The 22030-nt window shown below is 64.1% G+C and carries 22 protein-coding genes; 15 read left to right on the top strand and 7 right to left on the bottom strand.

The annotated features are described in order from the left end of the window. The 4 genes from pdxA (at nucleotide 1) to AC1D1N_RS20725 (ending at nucleotide 2527) form a co-directional block, all read left to right on the top strand. Nucleotides 1-1029, top strand: coding sequence for a 4-hydroxythreonine-4-phosphate dehydrogenase PdxA (gene pdxA, locus AC1D1N_RS20740; protein ID WP_477350690.1), 1029 nt, complete (start codon nucleotides 1-3; stop codon nucleotides 1027-1029). After that, nucleotides 1026-1865, top strand: coding sequence for a 16S rRNA (adenine(1518)-N(6)/adenine(1519)-N(6))-dimethyltransferase RsmA (rsmA, locus tag AC1D1N_RS20735; protein WP_477350688.1), 840 nt, complete (start codon nucleotides 1026-1028; stop codon nucleotides 1863-1865). Before pdxA ends, rsmA begins: the two co-directional genes overlap by 4 nt. A 63-nt stretch (nucleotides 1866-1928) precedes the next feature. Further along, nucleotides 1929-2237, top strand: coding sequence for a type II toxin-antitoxin system RelB/DinJ family antitoxin (locus tag AC1D1N_RS20730; RefSeq protein WP_477350912.1), 309 nt, complete (start codon nucleotides 1929-1931; stop codon nucleotides 2235-2237). After that, complete coding sequence (locus AC1D1N_RS20725) at nucleotides 2234-2527, top strand: type II toxin-antitoxin system RelE/ParE family toxin (protein WP_112560799.1); 294 nt, start codon at nucleotides 2234-2236, stop codon at nucleotides 2525-2527. The genes AC1D1N_RS20730 and AC1D1N_RS20725 overlap by 4 nt, the downstream gene beginning before the upstream one ends. 33 nt (nucleotides 2528-2560) lie before the next feature. Here AC1D1N_RS20725 and gmk read toward each other — a convergent pair whose 3' ends face one another. The 7 genes from gmk to fabD all read right to left on the bottom strand — a co-directional run bounded on the left by gmk (nucleotide 2561) and on the right by fabD (nucleotide 9321). Beyond that, nucleotides 2561-3235 carry a guanylate kinase gene (gene gmk, locus AC1D1N_RS20720; RefSeq protein ID WP_162712060.1) on the bottom strand — a complete coding sequence of 225 codons (675 nt, stop codon included), beginning with the start codon at nucleotides 3233-3235 and terminating at the stop codon, nucleotides 2561-2563. 6 nt (nucleotides 3236-3241) lie between these two features. Further along, on the bottom strand, nucleotides 3242-4132 hold the full coding sequence (locus tag AC1D1N_RS20715; RefSeq protein ID WP_436259104.1) for a YicC/YloC family endoribonuclease: 891 nt from the start codon (nucleotides 4130-4132) through the stop codon (nucleotides 3242-3244). 246 nt (nucleotides 4133-4378) lie between these two features. After that, nucleotides 4379-5617 (bottom strand): endolytic transglycosylase MltG, encoded by a 1239-nt coding sequence (gene mltG / locus AC1D1N_RS20710; protein ID WP_112560797.1) that lies wholly within the window; start codon nucleotides 5615-5617, stop codon nucleotides 4379-4381. A gap of 203 nt (nucleotides 5618-5820) precedes the next feature. Then, nucleotides 5821-7083 carry a beta-ketoacyl-ACP synthase II gene (fabF, locus tag AC1D1N_RS20705; protein ID WP_112560796.1) on the bottom strand — a complete coding sequence of 421 codons (1263 nt, stop codon included), beginning with the start codon at nucleotides 7081-7083 and terminating at the stop codon, nucleotides 5821-5823. 34 nt (nucleotides 7084-7117) lie between these two features. Continuing rightward, a complete protein-coding gene (locus tag AC1D1N_RS20700; protein WP_006203723.1) occupies nucleotides 7118-7354 on the bottom strand; it encodes an acyl carrier protein in 237 nt (78 codons plus the stop codon). A gap of 221 nt (nucleotides 7355-7575) precedes the next feature. Continuing rightward, nucleotides 7576-8313, bottom strand: a complete 738-nt coding sequence (gene fabG / locus AC1D1N_RS20695) for a 3-oxoacyl-[acyl-carrier-protein] reductase (protein ID WP_027045360.1) — start codon at nucleotides 8311-8313, stop codon at nucleotides 7576-7578. A gap of 60 nt (nucleotides 8314-8373) precedes the next feature. Continuing rightward, nucleotides 8374-9321 carry an ACP S-malonyltransferase gene (gene fabD / locus AC1D1N_RS20690; protein WP_477350684.1) on the bottom strand — a complete coding sequence of 316 codons (948 nt, stop codon included), beginning with the start codon at nucleotides 9319-9321 and terminating at the stop codon, nucleotides 8374-8376. A 281-nt stretch (nucleotides 9322-9602) separates the two neighbouring features. On the opposite strand from fabD, the gene AC1D1N_RS20685 reads away from it, so the two are divergent. The 11 genes from AC1D1N_RS20685 to purF all read left to right on the top strand — a co-directional run bounded on the left by AC1D1N_RS20685 (nucleotide 9603) and on the right by purF (nucleotide 22016). Further along, on the top strand, nucleotides 9603-11528 hold the full coding sequence (locus AC1D1N_RS20685; RefSeq protein ID WP_477350682.1) for an LTA synthase family protein: 1926 nt from the start codon (nucleotides 9603-9605) through the stop codon (nucleotides 11526-11528). Nucleotides 11529-11843: 315 nt separating this feature from the next. After that, entirely contained in the window at nucleotides 11844-12344 is a 501-nt protein-coding gene (gene rpsF / locus AC1D1N_RS20680) for a 30S ribosomal protein S6 (RefSeq protein WP_112560792.1), read from the top strand. Continuing rightward, nucleotides 12344-12592 (top strand): 30S ribosomal protein S18, encoded by a 249-nt coding sequence (gene rpsR, locus AC1D1N_RS20675; protein ID WP_006203718.1) that lies wholly within the window; start codon nucleotides 12344-12346, stop codon nucleotides 12590-12592. Before rpsF ends, rpsR begins: the two co-directional genes overlap by 1 nt. A 269-nt stretch (nucleotides 12593-12861) precedes the next feature. Next, nucleotides 12862-13446 carry a 50S ribosomal protein L9 gene (gene rplI / locus AC1D1N_RS20670; RefSeq protein WP_142867758.1) on the top strand — a complete coding sequence of 195 codons (585 nt, stop codon included), beginning with the start codon at nucleotides 12862-12864 and terminating at the stop codon, nucleotides 13444-13446. 177 nt (nucleotides 13447-13623) lie between these two features. Continuing rightward, nucleotides 13624-14958, top strand: a complete 1335-nt coding sequence (locus AC1D1N_RS20665; protein WP_112560790.1) for a class I SAM-dependent methyltransferase — start codon at nucleotides 13624-13626, stop codon at nucleotides 14956-14958. A 72-nt stretch (nucleotides 14959-15030) separates the two neighbouring features. Continuing rightward, the gene (locus tag AC1D1N_RS20660; RefSeq protein WP_112560789.1) at nucleotides 15031-15354 is read left to right on the top strand and encodes a YnfA family protein; all 324 of its coding nucleotides are present in this window, start codon (nucleotides 15031-15033) and stop codon (nucleotides 15352-15354) included. Nucleotides 15355-15356: 2 nt separating this feature from the next. After that, a complete protein-coding gene (locus AC1D1N_RS20655) occupies nucleotides 15357-16334 on the top strand; it encodes a small ribosomal subunit Rsm22 family protein (RefSeq protein ID WP_477350679.1) in 978 nt (325 codons plus the stop codon). A 219-nt stretch (nucleotides 16335-16553) separates the two neighbouring features. Beyond that, complete coding sequence (locus AC1D1N_RS20650) at nucleotides 16554-18044, top strand: replicative DNA helicase (RefSeq protein WP_112560787.1); 1491 nt, start codon at nucleotides 16554-16556, stop codon at nucleotides 18042-18044. Nucleotides 18045-18274: 230 nt separating this feature from the next. Then, nucleotides 18275-19678, top strand: a complete 1404-nt coding sequence (radA, locus tag AC1D1N_RS20645; RefSeq protein ID WP_352557966.1) for a DNA repair protein RadA — start codon at nucleotides 18275-18277, stop codon at nucleotides 19676-19678. 48 nt (nucleotides 19679-19726) lie between these two features. Next, nucleotides 19727-20398: a CvpA family protein gene (locus AC1D1N_RS20640; protein ID WP_436259097.1), complete on the top strand. Its 672-nt coding sequence runs from the start codon at nucleotides 19727-19729 to the stop codon at nucleotides 20396-20398. A 136-nt stretch (nucleotides 20399-20534) separates the two neighbouring features. Further along, a complete protein-coding gene (gene purF, locus AC1D1N_RS20635; protein ID WP_436259096.1) occupies nucleotides 20535-22016 on the top strand; it encodes an amidophosphoribosyltransferase in 1482 nt (493 codons plus the stop codon). The last annotated feature ends 14 nt before the right edge of the window (nucleotides 22017-22030 follow it).

The raw sequence follows: 22030 nt of genomic DNA, 5'->3' as shown, positions 1-22030 counted from the left end.
GTGCGTGAGACAGAGCTTCCGCTGGCACTGAGCGTCGGCGATCCGTCCGGCGTCGGGCCGGAAATCGCCATCGCCGCGTGGCAGAGCGCCCACGATTCGGGTGCGGCACCCTTCTATCTTCTCGCCGACCCGGCGCTGATCGCCGCGCGGGCGCGCCGAATCGGCGCCGAAGTGGCAATCGCGGAGACGGTGCCGGCGCAAGCAGCTGATGTCTTTCAACACGCTTTGCCCGTGGTGCCGCTGGCGGCCCGCTTCACCGACGATCCCGGCCGGCCTGACCCGGCCAATGCCGCCGGCACCATCGAGGCCATTGACCGCGCCGTCGCCGACTGCCTTGCCGGCCACGCGGCCGCGGTCGTCACCTGTCCGATCGCCAAGAAGCCGCTTTACGATGCCGGCTTCGGCTTTCCCGGCCACACCGAATATCTGGCGCATCTGGCCTCTCTCCACACCGGTGGCGCGGTAACCCCGGTGATGCTGCTCGCCGGCCCCGAATTGCGCACCGTTCCGGTCACCATCCACATTGCGCTGGCCGAGGTGCCGAAGGTGCTGACGACGGAGCTGATCGTTGCGATCTCGCGCATCACCGCCGCCGATCTTGCAAGCCGCTTCGGCATCGCCAGGCCGAGGCTCGCGCTTGCCGGCCTCAATCCGCATGCAGGCGAAAGCGGCGCCATGGGAACGGAGGATGAGCGCATCATCCGTCCGGCGGTCGAGATCCTGCGCGCGCAAGGCATCGACGCCTTCGGGCCGCTGCCGGCCGATACGATGTTTCATGCGCGCGCCCGAGCCGGCTATGACGTGGCGATCTGCATGTATCACGACCAGGCGTTGATCCCGGCCAAGGCGCTGGCCTTCGACGAGGCGGTCAACGTCACGCTTGGCCTGCCGTTCATTCGCACTTCGCCCGATCACGGCACAGCCTTCGACATCGCCGGCAAAGGCATCGCATGTCCCGACAGCCTGATCGCGGCGCTGAAGCTGGCCCGCCGGCTGGCCGATACCGGCATAAAGGTCGCAGCCGCATGAGCATTGATGGGCTGCCGCCACTGCGCGAGGTGATCGAGCGCCACGGGCTGCAGGCAAAGAAAGCGCTTGGCCAGAATTTCCTGCTCGACCTCAATCTGACCGGCAAGATCGCGCGCGCCGCCGGCAACCTTAGCGACAGCACGGTGATCGAGGTCGGCCCCGGCCCCGGCGGGCTGACCAGGGCGCTGCTCTCTGCCGGTGCCCGGCGCGTCATCGCCATCGAACGCGACGAACGCTGCCTGGCGGCGCTTGCCGAGATCTCCAACCACTATCCGGGCCGGCTTGAGGTGATCAGCGGCGACGCGCTGAAGACGGATTTTGCCGCTCTTGCCAGTGCCGCGTCGCAAGGCGGCGGCTCGGTGAGGATTGCCGCCAACCTGCCCTACAATATCGGCACCGAGCTGTTGATCCGTTGGCTGACCGTCACCGACTGGCCGCCCTTCTATCAATCGATGACGCTGATGTTCCAGCGCGAGGTGGCCGAGCGGATCGTCGCCGACGCCGGCAGCGACGCCTATGGCCGGCTCGGCGTTCTGGCGGGCTGGCGGACTGAAGCGAGGATCGCCTTCGACGTGCCACCGCAAGCTTTCACGCCACCGCCCAAGGTGACCTCCTCGGTGGTGCATCTGGTGCCGCGTGCCAGTCCGCTGGCGGCCGACGTGAAAAAACTCGGCCGCGTCACCGAAGCCGCCTTCGGCCAGCGCCGGAAGATGCTGCGGCAGAGCGTGAAGAGCCTGGGGGGTGAGGCACTGCTTATGCGCGCCAACATCGATCCGACCCGGCGGGCGGAGACGCTCAGCGTCGAGGAATTCGTGCGGCTGACGAACGCTGTTTGACCGCCGGTGCCTGCCTAGCAATCGTCATTCAAACGCATTACATTGATGTCGAAGGAGATTGCCATGCCAGCAAATGCACTGGTCCAGACGCGTATCGACGCCGACATCCGGGATCGGGCTTCGGCGGTGCTCGAAAGCATGGGGCTGACGGTCTCGGATGCGGTGCGGATATTGCTCACCCGAACCGCCAACGAGGGTGCGCTGCCTATCGATCTCGTCACAAACAACGAGGCGTATGACGCGTGGTTTCGCGCCAAGGTGCGCGAAGCGCTCGACGACACCCGATCCGACATTCCCGACGATCAAGTCGAAGCGCATTTTGCCGAGAGACGCGCCGCGGCGCAGCGCTCGGCTGGTGAACCTAAATCTTGAAGATCGTCTGGTCGCCATTCGCGCTTTCAGATCGCGACGGCATCTTCACGCATATCGAGGCTGACAATCCTGCGGCCGCGATCGCCGTCGATGAACGGATCGTCGCCGCGATCAGCCGTCTTCGAGATTTTCCCCAAAGCGGCCGGACCGGCCGGCTCGCTGGCACGCGAGAGCTTGTCATCGTCGGCACGCCATACGTCGCAGCCTATCAGCCGACCGACAGCACAATTCGAATCCTGCGCGTGCTTCACGGAGCGCAGCGTTGGCCGGACGATCTGCCAGACAGCTGAGGTGACTAGATTACCCAACGGTGGAGGAGCTACTTACTCCGTCTTCTCGTCCAGCAGCCCCGATACGAAATCGAACAAACCCGGCCGGCGGTCGCGCCGAAGCCGTTCTGCCGTCACGATGCCGCGCACTTCGGCGAAGGCGCGGTCGAGATCGTCGTTGACGATGACAAAGTCGTATTCCTTCCAGTGCTCGATCTCGTTGCGGGCGTTCTTCAGCCTGGTCTCGATCACCTGCTCCTGGTCCTCGGCGCGGCGCTTCAGCCGCGCCTTCAATTCCTTCATCGACGGCGGCAGGATGAAGATCGAGACGATGTCGGCGCGCATCTTTTCCTTGAGCTGCTGGGCGCCTTGCCAGTCGATGTCGAACAGCATGTCGCGCCCTTGCGCCAGCGCCAGTTCGGCCGGCTCGCGCGGCGTCGCATAGCAATTGCCGTGCACCTCGGCCCATTCCAGCAGCGCGTCGGAATCGCGCAGCCGCTCGAACTCGCGCATGGTGCGGAAGTGGTAGTGGACGCCTTCGATCTCCGAGCCGCGGCGTGGCCTGGTGGTGACCGAGACCGACAGTTCCAGGCTGCCGTCGCTTTCCAGCAGGTTGCGCGCGATCGTCGACTTGCCGGCGCCGGACGGCGACGACAGGACCAGCATCAGCCCGCGTCGGCGAATGCGCGACCCCAGATCCCTGGCAACCATCGGCTCCTTGGCACCCATTTTGGGTTACTCCAGATTCTGGACCTGTTCGCGAAACTGGTCGACCACCGCCTTGAGCTCCAGCCCGATGGCGGTGACAGTGGCGGCGTTCGACTTCGAACACAGAGTATTCGATTCGCGGTTGAATTCCTGCGCCAGAAAATCGAGCTTGCGGCCGATGGCGCCGCCATTTGCCAGCAGCACCCGGCCCGACACAACATGTGTCTTCAGCCGGTCGATTTCTTCGCGAATATCGGCCTTGGTGGCCAGGAACGCCGCTTCCATGTGCAGCCGAACGGCATCGAGATTGGCCGACGCATCCATCAGCAGCCGCACCTGTTCGGCGATCCGCTCGCGGATTGCCGCCGGTTCGCGCGACGGGTCGGCCTCGGCCTTGCGCGTCAGCGCCTCGATGGCGTCGATGTGACCGGAAAGCAGCGAGCGCAGCGCTTCACCCTCGCTTTGGCGCGCCTGTTCGAGACCGGTAAGTGCGGTTTCGAGCGCTGACAGGATTGCCGCATCGAGCGCTGCCCGCACCTCCTCGGTTTCGTTGCTTTCAGGGATGTCCAGCACGCCGCGCAGGGAAAGCAGGCCGTCGGCGGTCGCCGGGGCAACACCGAACTGGTCCTGCAGCCGCTTGGCCAAGCCGGCCAGATCCCGGAGGAAGACTTCGTTGACCACCGGCTGCACCTGCTGGCCGGCAGCGCGGCCGACGGTCAGCGTCGCCTGGAAATTGCCGCGCGAAAACCGCTTCTGCAGCGTCTGCCGGACCGCCGGCTCCAGCCGCTCAAAACCTTGCGGCAGCCGCAGCCTGACCTCGACGCTCTTGCCGTTGACCGACTTGACCTCCCAAGCGATCGAGGCGCCGTCGTGCTCGCCGACGGCGCGTGCAAATCCGGTCATGCTCTGCAAATTCATGATGCGGCTCGTGTCTCCTGATGTTCCAATTCTGAAATCCCGCTCGCGTTCGATATCACGGGGAGCGCGAATGTCAGAATCGCAATACCGGCAAGGTGTTGATTTCCGGTGTCGTTTTGATCTCGCAGTGCCGAAATCTGCAGAGGCCTCGGAGCAAGCCTTCGAACCGCGCTGCGCGTTCAAAGCAGCAGCGCGTCGCCCATGTCCGCAAGGCGCAAGGTCACTCCGCCAAAAAGCGCCGGCCTGCTACTGGGCGGCACCCGCATCGCCGCCGACATCGCCACTGGCGTCACCGCTGTCGTCGCCATCCGCCGGCGCATCGGTCTGGCCCGGGGTCTTGGCACCTTTGGCGGCGTCTTCAGCCTGCTTTTTCTGCAGCGCCCGGTAGCGAGCCACGTTCTCATTGTGCTCGGCAAGCGTCGTGGCAAAGACATGGCCACCCGTGCCGTCGGCGACAAAGTAGAGATCGTCGGTCTTCGACGGGTTGGCGACGGCTTCGAGTGCGGCGCGGCCCGGATTGGCGATCGGCGTCGGCGGCAGGCCATTGATCAGATAGGTGTTGTAAGGTGTCTGCTTCTCAATGTCCGACTGGTAGATCGGCCGGTCGGCGGGTTTGCCCTTGCCGCCGAACAGGCCGTAGATGATGGTCGGATCGGATTGCAGCCGCATGCCCTTGGCCAGACGGTTGAGGAAGACGGCGGCAACGCGCGAGCGCTCGTCACCCCGGCCGGTTTCCTTTTCGACGATCGAGGCCAAGGTGACGAAGTCGTCGACATTGGCCAGAGGCAGGTCGGGCGCGCGCCGCTGCCAGACTTCGTCGACCAGCTTTTTCTGGTCGGCGAGCAGCTTGTCGACCATCTGCTGGCGCGTGGCGCCGCGGGTGAAGCGCAACGTATCGGTGGCAAGGCTGCCCTCGGCCGGCGTGATCGCCGGCATGTCCCCGGTCAGCGCATCCTGTTCGGCAACGCGCTGCAGCGCCTGCTCGACGGTCAGCCCCTCGGGAATGGTCAGCGAATACATCACCGACTTGCCGCTCTTCAGAAGCTCCATGATATCGCGCATCGAGGCGCGCGGCTTGATCTCGTATTCGCCGGCCTTCAGCGCTGAATCATTGCCATAGACGCGCACGCCAATGCGGAAGATGCGGGCGTCGCTGATCAATCCACGCCGTTCGAGCTGGTCGGCAATGTCCTGGACGCCGGTGCTCGGCTTGACCAGGAAGGTGTCGCCAGTGGCGGACGGACCAGGTTCGTTGAAGGCCTGTTTGCCGAAATAAAGCGAAACGCCGGCGGCGAGGATCATCAACATCACCGCGGAGATGACGAAGTTCATGAACACCACGACCTGGCTGCGCGAGGCGCGCGAGCGCTTCGGCGGCGGTGTGCCGGCTTCCGGCCGCAAGGCCTCGGCCGCAGTCTTCGGCACGATCGGGCCGGTCTGCTGGTTTTGTCCGAATTGTCCGCTGCCGCCCGGATTGGTGTTCATAAGCGCCCTACCATCTGATCTCTTAGAGCGCCCATGCGTCCGGTTGGACGCCCAGCGTGCCCTAACATTTCAAGCCTACGCATCGTGCTTTCAAAAAAAAGCGCCTTCGGTTTCAGGCCGATGCGACGAATCCCCAGCGGCAGAGTAGGCTCGAATATGGCAAAATTGACGACAGACCGCTGGCGCGCCGGTCGATACCGCAATCAGCCTATATAGCGCTGGAAGACCAGCGACGCGTTGGTGCCGCCGAAGCCGAAGGAGTTGGACAGCGCCACGTCGACCTGGCGATGCCGTGGCGTGTTGGGTACAAGATCGATCGCGGTTTCGCGTTCCGGGTTGTCGAGATTGATGGTGGCGGGAGCGATGTTGTCGCGGATGGCGAGGATCGAGAAGATCGCCTCGGCGGCCCCCGCGGCACCCAGGAGGTGGCCGATCGACGACTTGGTCGACGACATCGAGATCTTCGAGGCGGCATTACCGACCAGCCGCTCGACGGCGCCGAGCTCGATCGTATCGGCCATGGTCGAGGTGCCATGCGCGTTGATGTAATCGATATCGGCGGGCGTCAGCTTGGCCCGGTTCAGCGCCGCCGTCATACAGCGGAAGGCACCGTCGCCGTCTTCGGCAGGTGCGGTGATGTGATAGGCGTCGCCGGTCAGGCCGTAGCCGGTGACCTCCGCATAGATCTTGGCGCCGCGCGCCTTGGCGTGTTCGAGCTCTTCCAGCACGACGACGCCGGCGCCCTCGCCCATGACGAAGCCGTCACGGTCGCGGTCATAGGGGCGCGAGGCCTTTTCAGGCGTGTCGTTGCGGTCGGTGGATAGTGCCCGGCAAGCGGCGAAGCCGGCTAGCGAAAGCCTGGTCACCGGCGATTCGGCGCCGCCGGCCAGCATCACGTCGGCATCGCCGAAGATGATCAGCCGGGCGGCATCGCCAATGGCGTGCGCGCCAGTTGAGCAGGCAGTGACGACGGCGTGATTGGGACCCTTCAGCCCGTGCCGGATCGACACCTGACCGGACACCAGGTTGATGATGTTTCCAGGAATGAAGAACGGGCTGATGCGGCGCGGTCCACGCTCGTGCAGGATCAGCGCGTTTTCGGCGATGCCTTCGAGGCCACCAATGCCGGAGCCGATCATGACGCCGGTGGCGCAACGCTCGGCTTCGGTGCCGGGCTCCCAGCCGGAATCCTTCAGCGCTTCATCAGCGGCCGCGATCCCGTAAAGGATGAAGTCGCCGATCTTGCGCAGTTCCTTCGGCTCAAGCACGGCTTCGGGATTGAGCGTGCCGTTGGTGCCGTCACCGCGCGGAATGACGTGGGCGATCTTGCAGGCAAGATCTTCCACTTCAAACTCGGTGACGCGCTTGGCGGCGCTGCGGCCGGTCAGCAATTCCTTCCAGCTGTGCTCGAAGCCCATGCCGAACGGCGAAACCAGGCCAAGGCCCGTGACGACGACACGCCTCATCGCAGGTCCTCCCCGGTGATGACTGCGGATAGCGTCAGGCCGAAGCCTTGTCGATGTACTTCACGGCATCGCCGACGGTCAGGATGGTCTCGGCCGCATCGTCCGGAATCTCGACGCCAAACTCTTCTTCGAACGCCATGACGAGTTCGACCGTATCGAGGCTGTCCGCGCCCAGATCATCGATGAAGCTCGCCTGCTCCGTCACCTTGTCGGCATCGACGCCAAGATGTTCGATGACGATCTTCTTGACGCGCTCTGCGGTGTCACTCATTTGGGGCATCCTCGTCTTTTGTTTGTCTGTCTTCGTTAGCGGGCAGAATGCCGCTAATCAAGCTGAAAGATGGTCCTGCCGGAAACGCAACGGCACCGAACCGGTTTTTGCCCGAACCGCCGGGTTGCGGGCCGCATTACACGAAAATTGGCTAAGGTCCAAGGCGAAATGGTCTCTTTTCACAAGCCGGCCACGTCTTCTTATAACCCGGCCATCTCCCGTCAAATCATCGCCATGCCGCCGTTGACATGGATGGTCTGGCCGGTGACGTAGGCGGCTTCGTTGGAGGCGAGATAGGCAACGGCAGACGCCACTTCAACACTCGTGCCCATGCGGCGCGTCGGTATCGCCGCCATGATCGCGTCTTTCTGCTTGTCGTTGAGCTTGTCGGTCATGGCCGATTCGATGAAGCCCGGGGCGACGCAGTTGACGGTGATGTTGCGTGTGGCGATCTCCTGCGCCAACGACTTGGAAAAGCCGATCATGCCGGCCTTGGAAGCGCAATAATTGGTCTGGCCTGGGTTGCCGGTGACACCGACCACTGAAGTGATGTTGATGATGCGGCCATGCCGCCGGCGCATCATCGGATGGGTGAGTTCACGGGTCAGCCGAAACACGGCGGTCAGGTTGACCTCGAGCACACTGTCCCAATCGGCATCCGACATCCGCACGAACAGGCCGTCCTTGGTGATGCCGGCATTGTTGACCAGTATGTCGACGCCTTCGAGTTCGGCTTCCGCCTTCTGGCCAAGCGCCTTGACCTCGTCGCGGTTCGACAGATTGGCTGGAAACAGCTTTACCCGATCGCCGAGCTCGCCGGCCAGGGTCTCCAGTTTCTCGATGCGGGTGCCGTGCAGGCCGACAATGGCGCCTTGCGCATGCAGCACGCGGGCAATCGCCTCGCCAATGCCTCCCGATGCGCCGGTGACAAGCGCCTTGCGGCCGGTCAGTTCGAACATTTTCGTCTCCTGATCTTAAGAGAACACCCTTCCCATGGGAGGGGTCAAATCGCCAGTGGATTATGCAAGCGCAGCCAGCGCGGCCTCGATATCGGCCGGGGTGCCGACGGCTGCGGTAGCGATGTCGCGGTTGATGCGCCGCGCCAGGCCCGACAGCACCTTGCCGGCGCCGATCTCGTAGAGCGTGGCGACGCCGTTGGCGCCGAACCACTCCACCGTTTCGCGCCAGCGCACGCGGCCGGTGATCTGCTCGACAAGCCGCCGAGCGATCTCATCGGGATCGCTGGTCGGGGTCACGGTAACGTTAGAAACGACGGGAACCACCGGCGCATGCTTGGCTACCCCGGCCAGCGCCTCGCGCATCACATTGGCCGCCGGCGCCATCAGCGCCGAGTGGAAGGGGGCGGAGACCTGCAGCATCAGCGCCCGTTTGGCGCCCTTCTCGGTGCACAATTTCGCGGCGAGTTCCACCGCCGCCTTGGCGCCGGAGATCACCAGCTGGCCGCCGCCATTGTCGTTGGCGATCTGGCAGACCTTGCCGGAGCCGGCTGCCGCTTCAGCGCAAGCGGCTTCGACGTCAGGCTGTTCCAGTCCGATGATCGCCGCCATCGCGCCCTCACCGGCCGGCACCGCCGCCTGCATGGCATTGCCGCGAATGCGCAGCAGCCGGGCGGCATCGGCGACCGAGACGAAACCGGCGGCGGCAAGGGCGGAATATTCGCCGAGCGAATGGCCGGCAACGTAGGCGACCTTGTCCTTCAGCGAAAAACCGCGCGCTTCCAGCGCCCGCACCGCAGCCAGCGATACTGCCATCAGCGCCGGCTGGGCATTGGCGGTCAAGGTCAGCGTCTCTTCAGGGCCTTCCCAGATCAATGTCGACAGCTTTTCGCCCAGCGCGTCATCGACTTCCTCGAAGACCCTGCGCGCCTCGGGGAAGGCGTCGGCGAGGTCCTTGCCCATGCCGACAGCCTGGCTGCCTTGTCCCGGAAAGGTGAATGCAACGGCCATTTGGGCTCTCTCCAGCGGCTGATTTTTCCTGCCTGTGACGCAAGGCGGACCGCCAAGTCAAGCCCGCGAGCAGCATTTCGGCCCTCGTTCCACCCGGCAGCTGACCTCGAGTCCCTGTTCTGAAAGGCTTTTTGCCGATCACTCCTGATGAAAACCGCTCACGAATCGTTTGCTGGCTCTTCTTATTTCCGCCACAGGCGCTAGCTTTTGCATGACAGTTCTATGACAGAACGGTGACGCGAGTGGAAAAACGCGTTGCTTGGGCCGGGGGAAGAAGAGAAGTGGCAAGGATCAGGAAGGGCGCGGCAGTACCCGCGCCACAGTTCTTGGAAGACGATCCGTCCACCGGCTACCTGCCGGGGCGCAGATGGCCTGTCATCCGCTACGGTCTGGTCACGCTGCTTGCTTCCGCCGTCCTGGTGTTCGCCATCGAATGGATCGTGCGCGGCGACTTTTTCGGCACGGTCGACTTCTTCCTGCAACCCTTCAAGCCGGGCTGGACCACCATCATCGTCTTTGCGCTGGTGCTGATCGGACTGGACGCCGTGCTTGGCCGCAGCCACCAAAGCCTGATGATCGTGGCGCCGCTGACGCTGGCGCTGGCCTTTGTCGGGCACCAGAAGTCGCACTATCTCGGCGATCCGCTCTACCCGACCGATTTCCTCTATTCGCGCCAGATCATGGCGCTGATGCCGCTTCTGGTGCGCGAGCGGCCCTGGACGGCGCTCGCCATGGCGGTCGGCATCGTCGCCGGCCTGTCGATGCTGATCTATGGCTGGCGGCTGTGGCGACGCAAGGTGCCGATCCTCAGCCGCAAGGGGCGCCTGGCGCGGTTGACGCTGGCAGTGCCGCTGCTCGCCTTCTTCGTCTCGATCATGGATTACGCCACCTTCTCGTGGACCCGCGACCGGCTGCAGATCATCCCGATCATGTGGGACCAGAAGGAGAACTACGCCTCCAACGGGTTTGCGCTGGCTTTCGCGCTCAACGTGCCGATGGCGCATGTCTCGGCGCCAGTGGGCTATTCCGACAAGGCGATCGATGCGATCGACAGACCGGATGTGACGGCCTCGGTGCCGGATGAGAAACCTGACATCATCGTGGTGATGAGCGAATCCTTCTGGGATCCGACCAAGCTGCCCGGCGTCACCATCACGCCGGACCCGATCCCCAATGTGCGCGCTTTGCGCTCGGGCTACATGTTCTCGCCGGAATTCGGCGGCATGACCGCCAACATCGAATTCGAGGCGCTGACCGGCTTTTCCAATGCCTTCCTGCCGGCGGGCTCAATCCCCTATCAGCAATATGTGCGCACGCCGACGCCGTCGCTGGCGACCTTCCTGAAAAGCGAAGGCTATCGGGCGCGCGCCATCCATCCCGGCACCAACTGGTTCTGGAATCGCGGCGCGGTCTATGCCGATTTCGGCTTCAACGATTTCCGCTCGGAAGAGACGCTGCCGCCGCTGGAGAAGCGCGGGCCGCTGGCCTCCGACGCGGCAATGACCGACGAGATCATCGCAGAGGCCGACGCCAGCGAGGACCCGGTGTTCTTCTTCGCCGTCAGCCTGCAGAACCACGGCCCCTACGAGCCGTACCGCTATTACAACCCGACCCACAAGGTCGCGGCACCCATCAGCACATGGGCGCGGGAATCGCTGCTCAGCTACGCCGAGGGTTCGGCCGATGCCGACCGTGGCCTCGAACGGCTGATCGAATGGGCGAAGAAGCGCGAGCGGCCGACGGTCATAGCCTTCTTCGGCGACCATCTGCCGCCGCTTGGTCCCGTCTATGTCGAGACCGGCTTCCTCAAAGACAATGTCGCGCCGCGCAAGGAGCCGACGCCGGAGGCAGCACTTGAGCACCACCAGACGCCGCTGATCATCTGGTCGAACCGCACCGGCCCGGCGCAGGATATGGGCGCGGTCAGCCCGGCCTTCCTGCCCTACCACATCCTGACCACCGCCGGGATCACGCACCCCTACTACACCGGCTTCCTCGGCGCGCTGCGCGAACGCTACCGCGTCGTCGATCGCAATCTCCTGCTGACGCCGTCAGGCGAAGCGACGCCCGACTGGGCGCGGCAGAAGAACATCGATCCGGCGATCAACGATTTCCGCCTGCTGCAATACGACATGATGTTCGGCAAGCGTAAGGCCGCGCCCGACTTCTTTCCCGAAACGGTGGACAAGCTCGCCCATACAAGTTGACGCCCGGCGTTTTTCGATCCTGCGACGCCAAGGATGCTGTCTGGAACGGTGCCCCACCCTTGCCTTCCCGCCAAATTGCTGTATAGACGCCCGCAATCTGCCGGTCCTTGCTGGGGGCTGAACGGAGGGCCGTTGTTTTCCTAGGGGAAAGCGGCGTGTGAAGCCAGAAGCGCTTCCGCCTCCCGTGTCTCCGCTCTCGACCGTCTCGAAATGCTCCTTTCTTCCCCGCCCCTTCGGGACAAGCGGGTCAGAGAAGTTGCAGAGGCTTTTGCCGCGAGGGTCCGGGAGAGAAACGAAGAAAGGCATTGAACCACTATGGCTCTATACGAACATGTGTTCCTTGCCCGGCAGGACCTCTCGCAGCAGCAGGTCGATGCGCTTGTCGAACAGTACAAGGGCGTCATCTCCGCAAATGGCGGGTCCGTCGGCCGGGTCGAGAACTGGGGACTGAAGTCCCTCACCTACCGGGTCAACAAGAACCGGAAGGCTTACTACACGCTTATGGACCTCACCTGCCCGCCGGCAGCGCTCAACGAGATGGAGCGCCAGATGGGTCTGTCCGAAGACGTGCTGCGTTTCCTGACCGTCAAGGTCGAGGCGCATGAGGAAGGCCCGTCGGCCATGATGCAGAAGCGCGAAGAGCGCTCGGAACGCGGCGGCTTCGGCGACCGCGACCGTGGCGATCGTGGTCCGCGCTCGTTTGGCGATCGTGATCGCGGCGACCGTGGCGATCGTCCGCCGCGCTCATTTGGCGACGCCGGTGGCGATCGTGGTCCGCGCCGTCCGCGCGAAGGCGTTGAAGGGGGTGCAGAATAATGGTCGACATCAATCAGATCCCGACCCGGCGCCCGTTCCATCGTCGCCGCAAGACCTGCCCGTTCTCCGGCGCCAACGCGCCCAAGATCGACTACAAGGACGTGCGTCTGCTGCAGCGCTACATTTCCGAGCGCGGCAAGATCGTGCCGTCGCGCATCACCGCCGTCAGCCAGAAGAAGCAGCGCGAACTCGCCAAGGCGATCAAGCGCGCCCGCTTCCTCGGCCTGCTGCCCTACGTGGTTCGCTAAGACTTTCGAGCGGGCGGTTCGCCGCCCGCTCTATTCTCCCACGGCGACGGGCGCCGCAGGGAGTATTTTGATGATGCATGTCGTTGTCCCAAAACCGGGACCCACTTTTGGGCGACATGCATTGAAATCCCGAGTTGAGGTGAAAAGCCTCTAACTGCCGCGACAGGCAGGACAGCGACACCGGCGCCAAGGCGCTCAAAGCTTCCTGACCTGTTCCACTCAATTCGGCGCCGACCTTGTGATCGGTGCCCAGACGAAGGAACAAAACCATGGAAGTCATTCTTCTCGAACGCGTTTCCCGCCTCGGCCAGATGGGCGATACCGTCAAGGTCAAGGACGGCTTTGCCCGCAACTTCCTCTTGCCGCAGGGCAAGGCGCTGCGCGCCAACGAAGCCAACAAGAAGAAGTTCGAGGGCCAGCGCGCCCAGCTCGAAGCCCGTAACCTCGAACGCAAGTCGGAAGCCAGCCAGGTTGCCGAAAAGCTCGACGGCAAGAGCTTCATCGCCGTGCGTTCGGCCGGCGAGACCGGCCAGCTCTACGGTTCGGTGTCGACCCGCGACATCGCCGATCTGCTGACGGCGGAAGGCTTCTCGGTCAACCGCAACCAGATCCAGCTCAACCAGCCGATCAAGACCATCGGCGTCACCAATGTGGCGATCGCGCTGCATCCGGAAGTCGAGGTCACCATCAGCCTCAACATCGCCCGCACGGCCGATGAAGCCGAGCGTCAGGCCAAGGGCGAAACGCTGACCACCGCCGAAGCCATCTATGGCGACGACATCAACGACAATGCGCGGCCGGAGAACTTCTTCGACCCGAACACCGAGTTCGAAGGCGGCGAAGACAACGCCTGATCGCCTAACGACAAGCGAGGGAGCGGCGCTCCCCAATCACATTGTCGTCATCCAGCCTTTGTGGACCAATGCCCGGGCCTCTCGCCCGGGCATTTTTGTACCAAATGGAACTTTTCGAACCCCTATATATTGTTGCAGAGTTAGCCCGCCAGTCTGACCGTGAGGGGACATTTGGTGATGAATATTCTGTTGAAGCGCGTTCTCGACCGCCTGGTGCGCACAGGCAATCTCAAAGTCACCGCGCCGAAGGGTTCGACGCATGTGTTCGGCGACGGCAGCGGCGAGCCGGTGCACATGCACATCAAGACCAAGCATGCCGAACGCGCCATCACCTTCGATCCAATGCTGGCGGTGCCGGAATCCTACATGGACGGCGAACTCGACATCCTTGAGGGCGGCGTTCTCGGCCTGATGCGCATCGCCTTCCAGAACATGGGCAGCGGCGGCATCGATGCCACCTGGTCGAAGGCGATCGAGGGCCTGCGCCACGCCTTCCGCCGCCTGCAGCAGATCAACACCGCCTCGCGCTCGCGCCGCAACGTGCAGCGCCACTACGATCTGTCTGGCGACCTCTACCGGCTCTTCCTCGACGAGGACATGCAGTATTCCTGCGCCTATTTCGAACAGCCGGACATGACACTCGACGAGGCGCAGGTCGCCAAGAAGCGCCACATCGCCGCCAAGCTCAGGCTGAAGGCCGGCCAGACCGTGCTCGACATCGGCTCCGGCTGGGGCGGGCTTGGCCTCTACCTCGCCAAGGCTTTCGACGTCGACGTGCAGGGCGTGACGCTGTCGACCGAGCAGCACGGCGTCGCGACCGACCGGGCGCATGCGCAAGGCCTGCAGGACCGAGTGCATTTCGAGCTGAAGGACTACCGCGAACTCAACGAACGCTTCGACCGCATCGTCTCGGTCGGCATGTTCGAGCATGTCGGCGTCAACCATTTCCGCACCTTCTTCGAAAAGTCGGCGACGCTGTTGAAGCCGGACGGCGTCATGCTCTTGCACACGATCGGCCGCTCGGGCGTGCCGTGGGCGACCAGCGCCTTCGTCCGCAAATACATCTTCCCCGGCGGCTACATCCCTTCGTTGTCGGAGGTGATGCCGGCAATCGAAAAGTCGGGGCTGGTGGTTACCGACATCGAGATGCTGCGGCTGCACTATGCCGATACGCTGAAGCACTGGGGCCAGCGCTTTGCCGCCAACCGCGACAAGGCCAAGGCCATCTATGACGAGCGTTTCTGCCGGATGTGGGAGTTCTATCTCGCCGCCTCGGAAGCGGCCTTCCGCTGGCAGGACCTGGTGATCTTCCAGATCCAGATCGCCAAGAAGAACGACACGCTGCCGATGACGCGCGACTACATGGCCAAATGTGAAAAGGCACTGGAAATGCGCGAGATTGGGCATCGCCACGAACAACCGGTCGCCCAGCCTGCCGTTGCCAAGGCTGTTGCTACAAGGTCAGCTGTTGCCAAGTCCGCGCGCCGCCGCAAGGTGGCGGATCGCGAGTAGCCTGAGGTCCCATCGGCCTTGCCATCGCCTGCCCAAACATGAAAAAGGTCTCGCTATAGTGAGACCTTTTTCATGACCTACCTCCTCTACATCGCCGCCGCATTGGCCGAGATCGCCGGCTGCTTTTCCTTCTGGGCCTGGTGGCGGCTTGAAAAGTCACCGCTGTGGCTGGCGCCTGGCCTCGTCTCGCTTGCATTGTTCGGCTTCCTGCTGGCGCTGGTCGACACCAATGCCGCCGGCCGCGCCTACGCCGCCTATGGCGGTATTTACATTGCCGCCTCGCTCGGCTGGCTGTGGCTGGTGGAAGGCGTGCGCCCAGACCTTTGGGATCTTGCCGGCGCGGCGCTTTGCATTGCCGGCGCCTCTGTCATCCTGTTCGCACCGCACGGAGCCTGAGCGTGGAACTGCCAGCACCGCTCAGACAAGGCGTCGAGCGCCTGCTCGAAACGATACCGCTGCCGACGTTGCGCCAGGCGGCGAAGACGCTGTCAGACCGCTACCGTGCCGAACTGCGCGACGGCCGCCTGCACATGGCCGAGGAGATGGCGGTAAAAGCCTATTTGGCGACGCGGCTGCCGGCGACCTATGCGGCCGCGCGCGCCAGCCTCGACGCGCTCGCCGAGGCACGGCCCGATTTCCAGCCAAAAACGCTGCTCGATGTCGGCGCCGGCCCTGGTACGGTGCTCTGGGCCACCACGGACCTCTGGCCAGACCTCGAACAGGCGGTGCTGTTTGAGGCCAGCGCCGCGGTGCGCAAGGTCGGCCAGTCGCTCGCTCTTGATACCATTGTCGCGAGCACCGACTGGCGCGCCGGCGACGTCACCATCGATCTTGCCGATCTCAAGCCTGCCGATCTCGTCACCTGCGCCTATGTGCTGGACGAGATCGCGCCTGCATCGCTGCCGAAGCTCGTCGCCCGGCTCTGGCAGTTGACCGCCGACACGCTGCTGATTGTCGAGCCGGGCACACCGGCCGGCTGGCAGCGCATTGTTGCGGTGCGCCGGCAATTGCTTGAGGCTGGCGCGAATGTGCTGGCCCCTTGCCCCCACGACGCCCCCTGCCCGCTTGAGCCGCCCGACTGGTGCCATTTTTCGCGCCGCGTTGCCCGCTCGCGCCTGCATCGCCTGGCCAAGGATGCCGAAGTGCCCTGGGAGGACGAGAAGTTCATCTACGTCGCGGCGTCGCGGCAGCCCGCGGCCTCCCGCGCCGCGCGCGTCATTGCGCCGCCGAAAGCCGGCTCCGGCAAGGTGCTGCTCAAATTGTGCCGGCCGGACGGCAGCGCCGGCGAGACGCTTTTCACCAAGCGCGACGGCGAGCTGTTCAAGCAAGCGCGGCGGTTGGACTGGGGCGATAAGTTGGACGAGAGAAGCAGATAGCCGCCGAGATTGTTCTTGCTTTGTTCCTGTCGGACCAATACAATCACCACTTGGCGAGTCAATCAGAATCAGAGCACGGGAATTCTGTCCTGTGGACGGTTTGCCGTCCCCTGTGGACAGCGGGCATCAACGCCGATTGGACGCGACTGATGCATATAAGTCAGCATCGGATCTTTCGCGTTCTGGTATCGAGAAGCCGGGATCGAAATCGGGGACATCATGGCAGAGGCAGCACGAAAATTCGGCGTGGCGGAGCAACCGCTTTATCGTGAGGCGCCAAACAACATCGAGGCCGAGCAGGCGCTGCTCGGCGCCATCCTCGTCAACAACGATGCCTTCTACCGCGTCTCCGACTTCCTCAAGGCCGGCCATTTCTATGAGCCGCTGCACAGGAAGATCTTCGAGGTCGCGGCCGAACTCATCCGCATGGGCAAGGTGGCGACGCCGATCACGCTGAAAACCTTCCTGCCGGCCGACGAGAAGGTCGGTGACATGACGGTAGCGCAATATGTCGTCCGGCTGGCGGTCGAGGCCGTCACCGTCGTCAACGCCACAGACTATGGCCGCGCCATCTACGATTTGGCGACGCGCCGTGCGCTGATCACCGTCGGCGAGGACATGGTCAACATCGCCTATGACGCGCCGGTCGACATGGCGCCGTCCGAGCAGATCGAGGATGCCGAGCGGCGGCTGTTCGAACTGGCCGAAACCGGCCGCTACGATGGCGGCTTCGAGAGCTTCACCGACGCCGTCAAGACTGCCGTCGACATGGCCAATGCCGCCTATATGCGCGACGGCCATCTGTCTGGCGTCGCCACCGGCCTGCGCGATCTCGACCGCCGCATGGGCGGGTTGCAGCCCTCCGATCTGATCATCATCGCCGGCCGCCCCGGCATGGGCAAGACATCGCTCGCCACCAACATGGCCTTCAACATCGCCGAGGCCTATGTGCCGGCGCAGCAGGCCGACGGGTCGTTCAAGGCCGCCAATGGCGGCGTCGTCGGCTTCTTCTCGCTCGAAATGTCATCCGAACAGCTGGCGACCCGTATCATTTCCGAGCAGACCGAGATTCCGTCGTCAAAAATCCGCCGCGGCGAGATTTCCGAGATGGACTTCGAAAAGCTGGTCGCCTGCTCGCAGACCATGCAGAAGATCCCGCTGTTCATCGACCAGACCGGCGGTATCTCGATCGCGCAGCTTTCCGCCCGGGCGCGCCGGCTAAAACGCCAGCGCGGCCTCGACCTCATCGTCATCGACTATATCCAGCTGATGCAGGGTTCCAGCGCCAAGGCCTCGCAGAACCGCGTGCAGGAAATCACCGAGATCACCACCGGCCTCAAGGCGCTGGCCAAGGAACTCTCCGTGCCGATCATCGCGCTGTCGCAGCTGTCGCGTCAGGTCGAAAGCCGCGAAGACAAGCGCCCGCAGCTCTCCGACCTGCGTGAATCCGGCTCGATCGAGCAGGACGCCGACGTGGTGATCTTCGTCTATCGCGAGGAATATTATCTGAAGAACCGCGAACCCAAGCCCGGCACCGACGAATACATCAAGTGGGAACACGAGATGAACGAGATGCGCGGCAAGGCCGAAGTCATCGTCGCCAAGCAGCGCCACGGCCCGACGGGTTCGGTCAGCCTCGCTTTCCAGGGCGAATTCACCCGGTTTTCCGACCTCGCCGAAGAGCATCATATCGCGGAGAGGTTTGAGTAGCTTTTTGGCCTACCGCAGCGCTCCGTCACACCCCCCTCTGGCCTGCCGGCCATCTCCCCCGCAAGGGGGGAGATCAGGAGCTTCGCGGGTGGCGCTCGCCTTGCGACGGTGGCGATTGGCGAAAGCATCGACGGCAGCCAATCTCCCCCCTTGCGGGGGAGATGTCCGGCAGGACAGAGGGGGGTGTGCAGGATCACCCTCCTTCGATCATTTGCGAGCAGCATCACTCCATGGCTAAATCCCGCGTCCAGTTCATCTGCCAGAATTGCGGATCGGTGCATCAGCGCTGGGCCGGCAAATGCGATGCTTGCGGCGAGTGGAATACCCTCGTCGAGGAAGGCACTTCGGGCGGCATCGGCTCTGGCCCGGCCAACACGCGCAATGCCCGCAAGGGCCGCGCCGTGGTGCTGACCAGCCTGTCCGGCGACATCGAGGACGCGCCGCGCATCATCTCGGGCATTGGCGAACTCGACCGCGCCACTGGCGGCGGTTTCGTGCGCGGCTCGGCGCTGCTGGTCGGCGGCGATCCGGGCATTGGCAAGTCGACGCTGCTCACCCAGGCCGCGGCAGCACTGGCGTCAAAAGGCCACCGCATCGTCTATGTCTCGGGCGAAGAGGCCGTCGCCCAGATCAGGCTGCGCGCGCAACGGCTTGGCGTCGCCGACACACCCGTCGAACTTGCCGCCGAGACCAATGTCGAGGACATCCTGGCAACAATCGCCGACGGCAGAAGGCCGGACCTCGTCATCCTCGATTCGATCCAGACGCTGTGGACCGACATGGCCGATTCGGCGCCCGGCACCGTCACCCAGGTGCGCGCCGCCGCCCAGGCGATGATCCGCTATGCCAAATCCACGGGCGCCGCCATCGTTCTGGTCGGCCATGTCACCAAGGAAGGCCAGATCGCGGGCCCGCGCGTCGTCGAGCACATGGTCGACGCCGTGCTCTACTTCGAAGGCGAAGGCGGCCACCACTACCGCATCCTGCGAACGGTGAAGAACCGTTTCGGGCCGACCGACGAGATCGGCGTCTTCGAAATGTCGGACAAGGGCCTGCGCGAAGTCGCCAACCCGTCGGAGCTGTTTCTCGGCGAACGCCATGCGAAGTCGCCGGGCGCCGCGGTGTTCGCCGGGATGGAGGGCACGCGCCCGGTGCTGGTCGAGATCCAGGCGCTGGTAGCGCCGTCCTCGCTGGGCACGCCGCGCCGTGCCGTCGTCGGCTGGGACGGTGCGCGGCTGTCGATGATTTTGGCCGTGCTCGAAGCGCATTGCGGCGTCCGCTTCGGCACCCACGATGTCTATCTCAACGTCGCCGGCGGCTACCGGATTTCCGAACCGGCCGCCGATCTGGCGGTGGCGGCTGCACTGGTTTCGTCGCTCACCGGTCTTGCCCTTCCCGCCGATTGCGTCTATTTCGGCGAAATCAGCCTGTCGGGCGCAGTGAGGCCGGTTGCGCATGCGCAACAGCGCCTTAAAGAGGCCGAAAAGCTGGGTTTTGGAAGTGCGGTTCTGCCCTTGGGCAGCGAGGAGGTTGTCGGGGGGATCGGGGCCGGCGCTTTCCAGCCAACCGAACTTGCCGATCTCGTGGCGCGCATAGCCGGCTCACGGCGCAGCCGTGTCGACGAGGAAGAATGACGCGGCTCGCTCGAGCCGTGAAAAGACAATCGGAGTGGGGCGAACAACATGCCGATTACGCTGCTTGACGGAATTCTCGTCGGCTTCACCCTGGTCTCGGCGATGCTCGCCATGGTTCGCGGCTTGTCTCGCGAAATCCTGTCCGTCGTCTCCTGGGCCGCTGCCGCCGCGGCGGCGTTCTTCTTCTACAAGCCGGTGCTGCCTTATGTTCAGCCCTATGTCGAAAATGACAAGATCGCCATGGCGGCGTCCGCCGGCATCGTCTTCGTCATCGCGCTGATCGTCGTTTCCGTCATCACCATGAAGCTTGCCGACTGGATCATCGATTCCAGGATCGGCGCGCTCGACCGTACGCTCGGCTTCCTCTACGGCGCGGCGCGCGGCATCCTCGTCGTCGCGGTGGCCCTCTTGTTCTTCAACTGGCTGGCCGGCGCCAAGGCTCCGGCCTGGATCGCCAACGCCAAGTCGAGGCCGCTGCTCGAAACCATCGGCGCCAAGCTGGAAAGCCTGCTGCCCGAGGATCCGGAAAACGCCATCCTGAAGAAGCTCAACCCGAATCAGCCGGCAGCACCTGAGACGCCCCCGGCAGCCGATGCACCGGCTGCGGATGCGCCGGCAGCCGGCGAGGATGCGCCCGCACCCGACGACGAGACCGACGCTCCGGCCGACAATGCGCCGGCACAGCCCGCCCCCCCGGCCCCGGCCGCGCCGGCAAACTGATATTGTATCGGGGGCGCCTGCCGGACAGGCGCCATCCCGGCGGTTCTGGCCTGACTATGGTGTGAACGGCGCACGGAGTGCGTTGCTTTCGCGGCGCTCTCGCCTTATATGGCCATTTTAGCGGAGCTTGAGCCCCATGGCAGTTTCGAAGGCAGACGCAGACGACGTGCTTTCCGCCGAAGCAGACGATCATTTTCACGACGAATGCGGCGTGTTCGGCATTTTCGGCCGGCAGGACGCCGCGGCCATCGTCACACTTGGCCTGCATGCGCTGCAGCATCGCGGCCAGGAAGCGGCCGGCATCGTCTCCTATGACGGCAGCCAGTTCCATGTCGAACGCCACGTCGGGCTGATCGGCGACACCTTCACCAAGCAGCACGTCATCGACAGCCTGCAAGGCAATCGCGCCATCGGCCACACGCGCTACGCCACCACCGGCGGCGCCGGCATGCGCAACATCCAGCCCTTCTTTGCCGAACTCGCCGATGGCGGCTTTGCCGTCGCTCACAACGGCAACCTCACCAACGCCATGACCGTGCAGCGCGCGCTGCAGAAGCAGGGCGCGATCTTCTCGTCGACCTCCGACACCGAGACGCTGCTGCACCTGGTTGCGACCAGCAAGGAGCGCGATCTCAATTCGCGCTTCATCGACGCCGTGCGCCAGGTCGAAGGCGCCTTCTCGCTGGTGGCGATGACCTCCAAGAAGATGATCGGCTGCCGCGATCCGCTCGGCATCCGGCCGCTGGTGCTCGGCGACCTCGACGGCGCCTGGATCCTGGCCTCCGAAACCTGCGCGCTCGACATTATCGGCGCCCGCTTCGTGCGCGACCTGAAGCCTGGCGAGATGGTCGTCGTGACCTCGAAAGGCATTGAGAGCCTGTTTCCGTTCGAGCCGCAGAAGACCCGCTTCTGCATCTTCGAATATGTCTATTTCGCCCGTCCGGATTCCTCGGTGGAAGGCCGCAACGTCTATGAGGTGCGCAAGCGCATCGGCGCCGAGCTGGCGCAGGAAAGCCCAGTCGAGGCCGATATCGTCGTGCCGGTGCCGGATTCCGGCACGCCGGCGGCGATCGGCTTTTCCCAGGCTGCCGGCATTCCCTTCGAGCTCGGCATCATCCGCAACCACTATGTCGGCCGCACCTTCATCCAGCCCGGCGATTCGATCCGCCATATGGGCGTCAAGCTCAAGCACAATGCCAACCGCCGCATGATCGAGGGCAAGCGCGTGGTGCTGGTCGACGATTCCATCGTGCGCGGCACCACCAGCCAGAAGATCGTGCAGATGGTGCGCGATGCCGGCGCCCGGGAGGTGCATATGCGCATCGCCTCGCCGCCGACCAGTGCGTCGTGCTTCTACGGCGTCGACACGCCGGAGAAGTCGAAGCTTTTGGCATCTCGCATGTCGATCGAGGAAATGGCCGAATTCATCCGCGTCGATTCGCTCGGCTTCCTCACCATTGACGGGCTCTACCGCGCCGTTGGCGAAGCCGGCCGCGACAATGAGCAGCCGCAATTCTGCGACGCCTGTTTCACCGGCCAGTACCCGACCCGCCTGCTCGACTTCGAAGGCCACGACAATGTGCGCACGCTGTCGCTGCTGGCGAACAACGGGGCCTAAAGCCCAACTGCCAT

The organism is Mesorhizobium sp. P2_B5, from assembly GCF_056404775.1.
The sequence above is the reverse complement of the archived record's forward strand: the minus strand, read 5'-3'. Positions and strand labels throughout refer to the sequence as shown.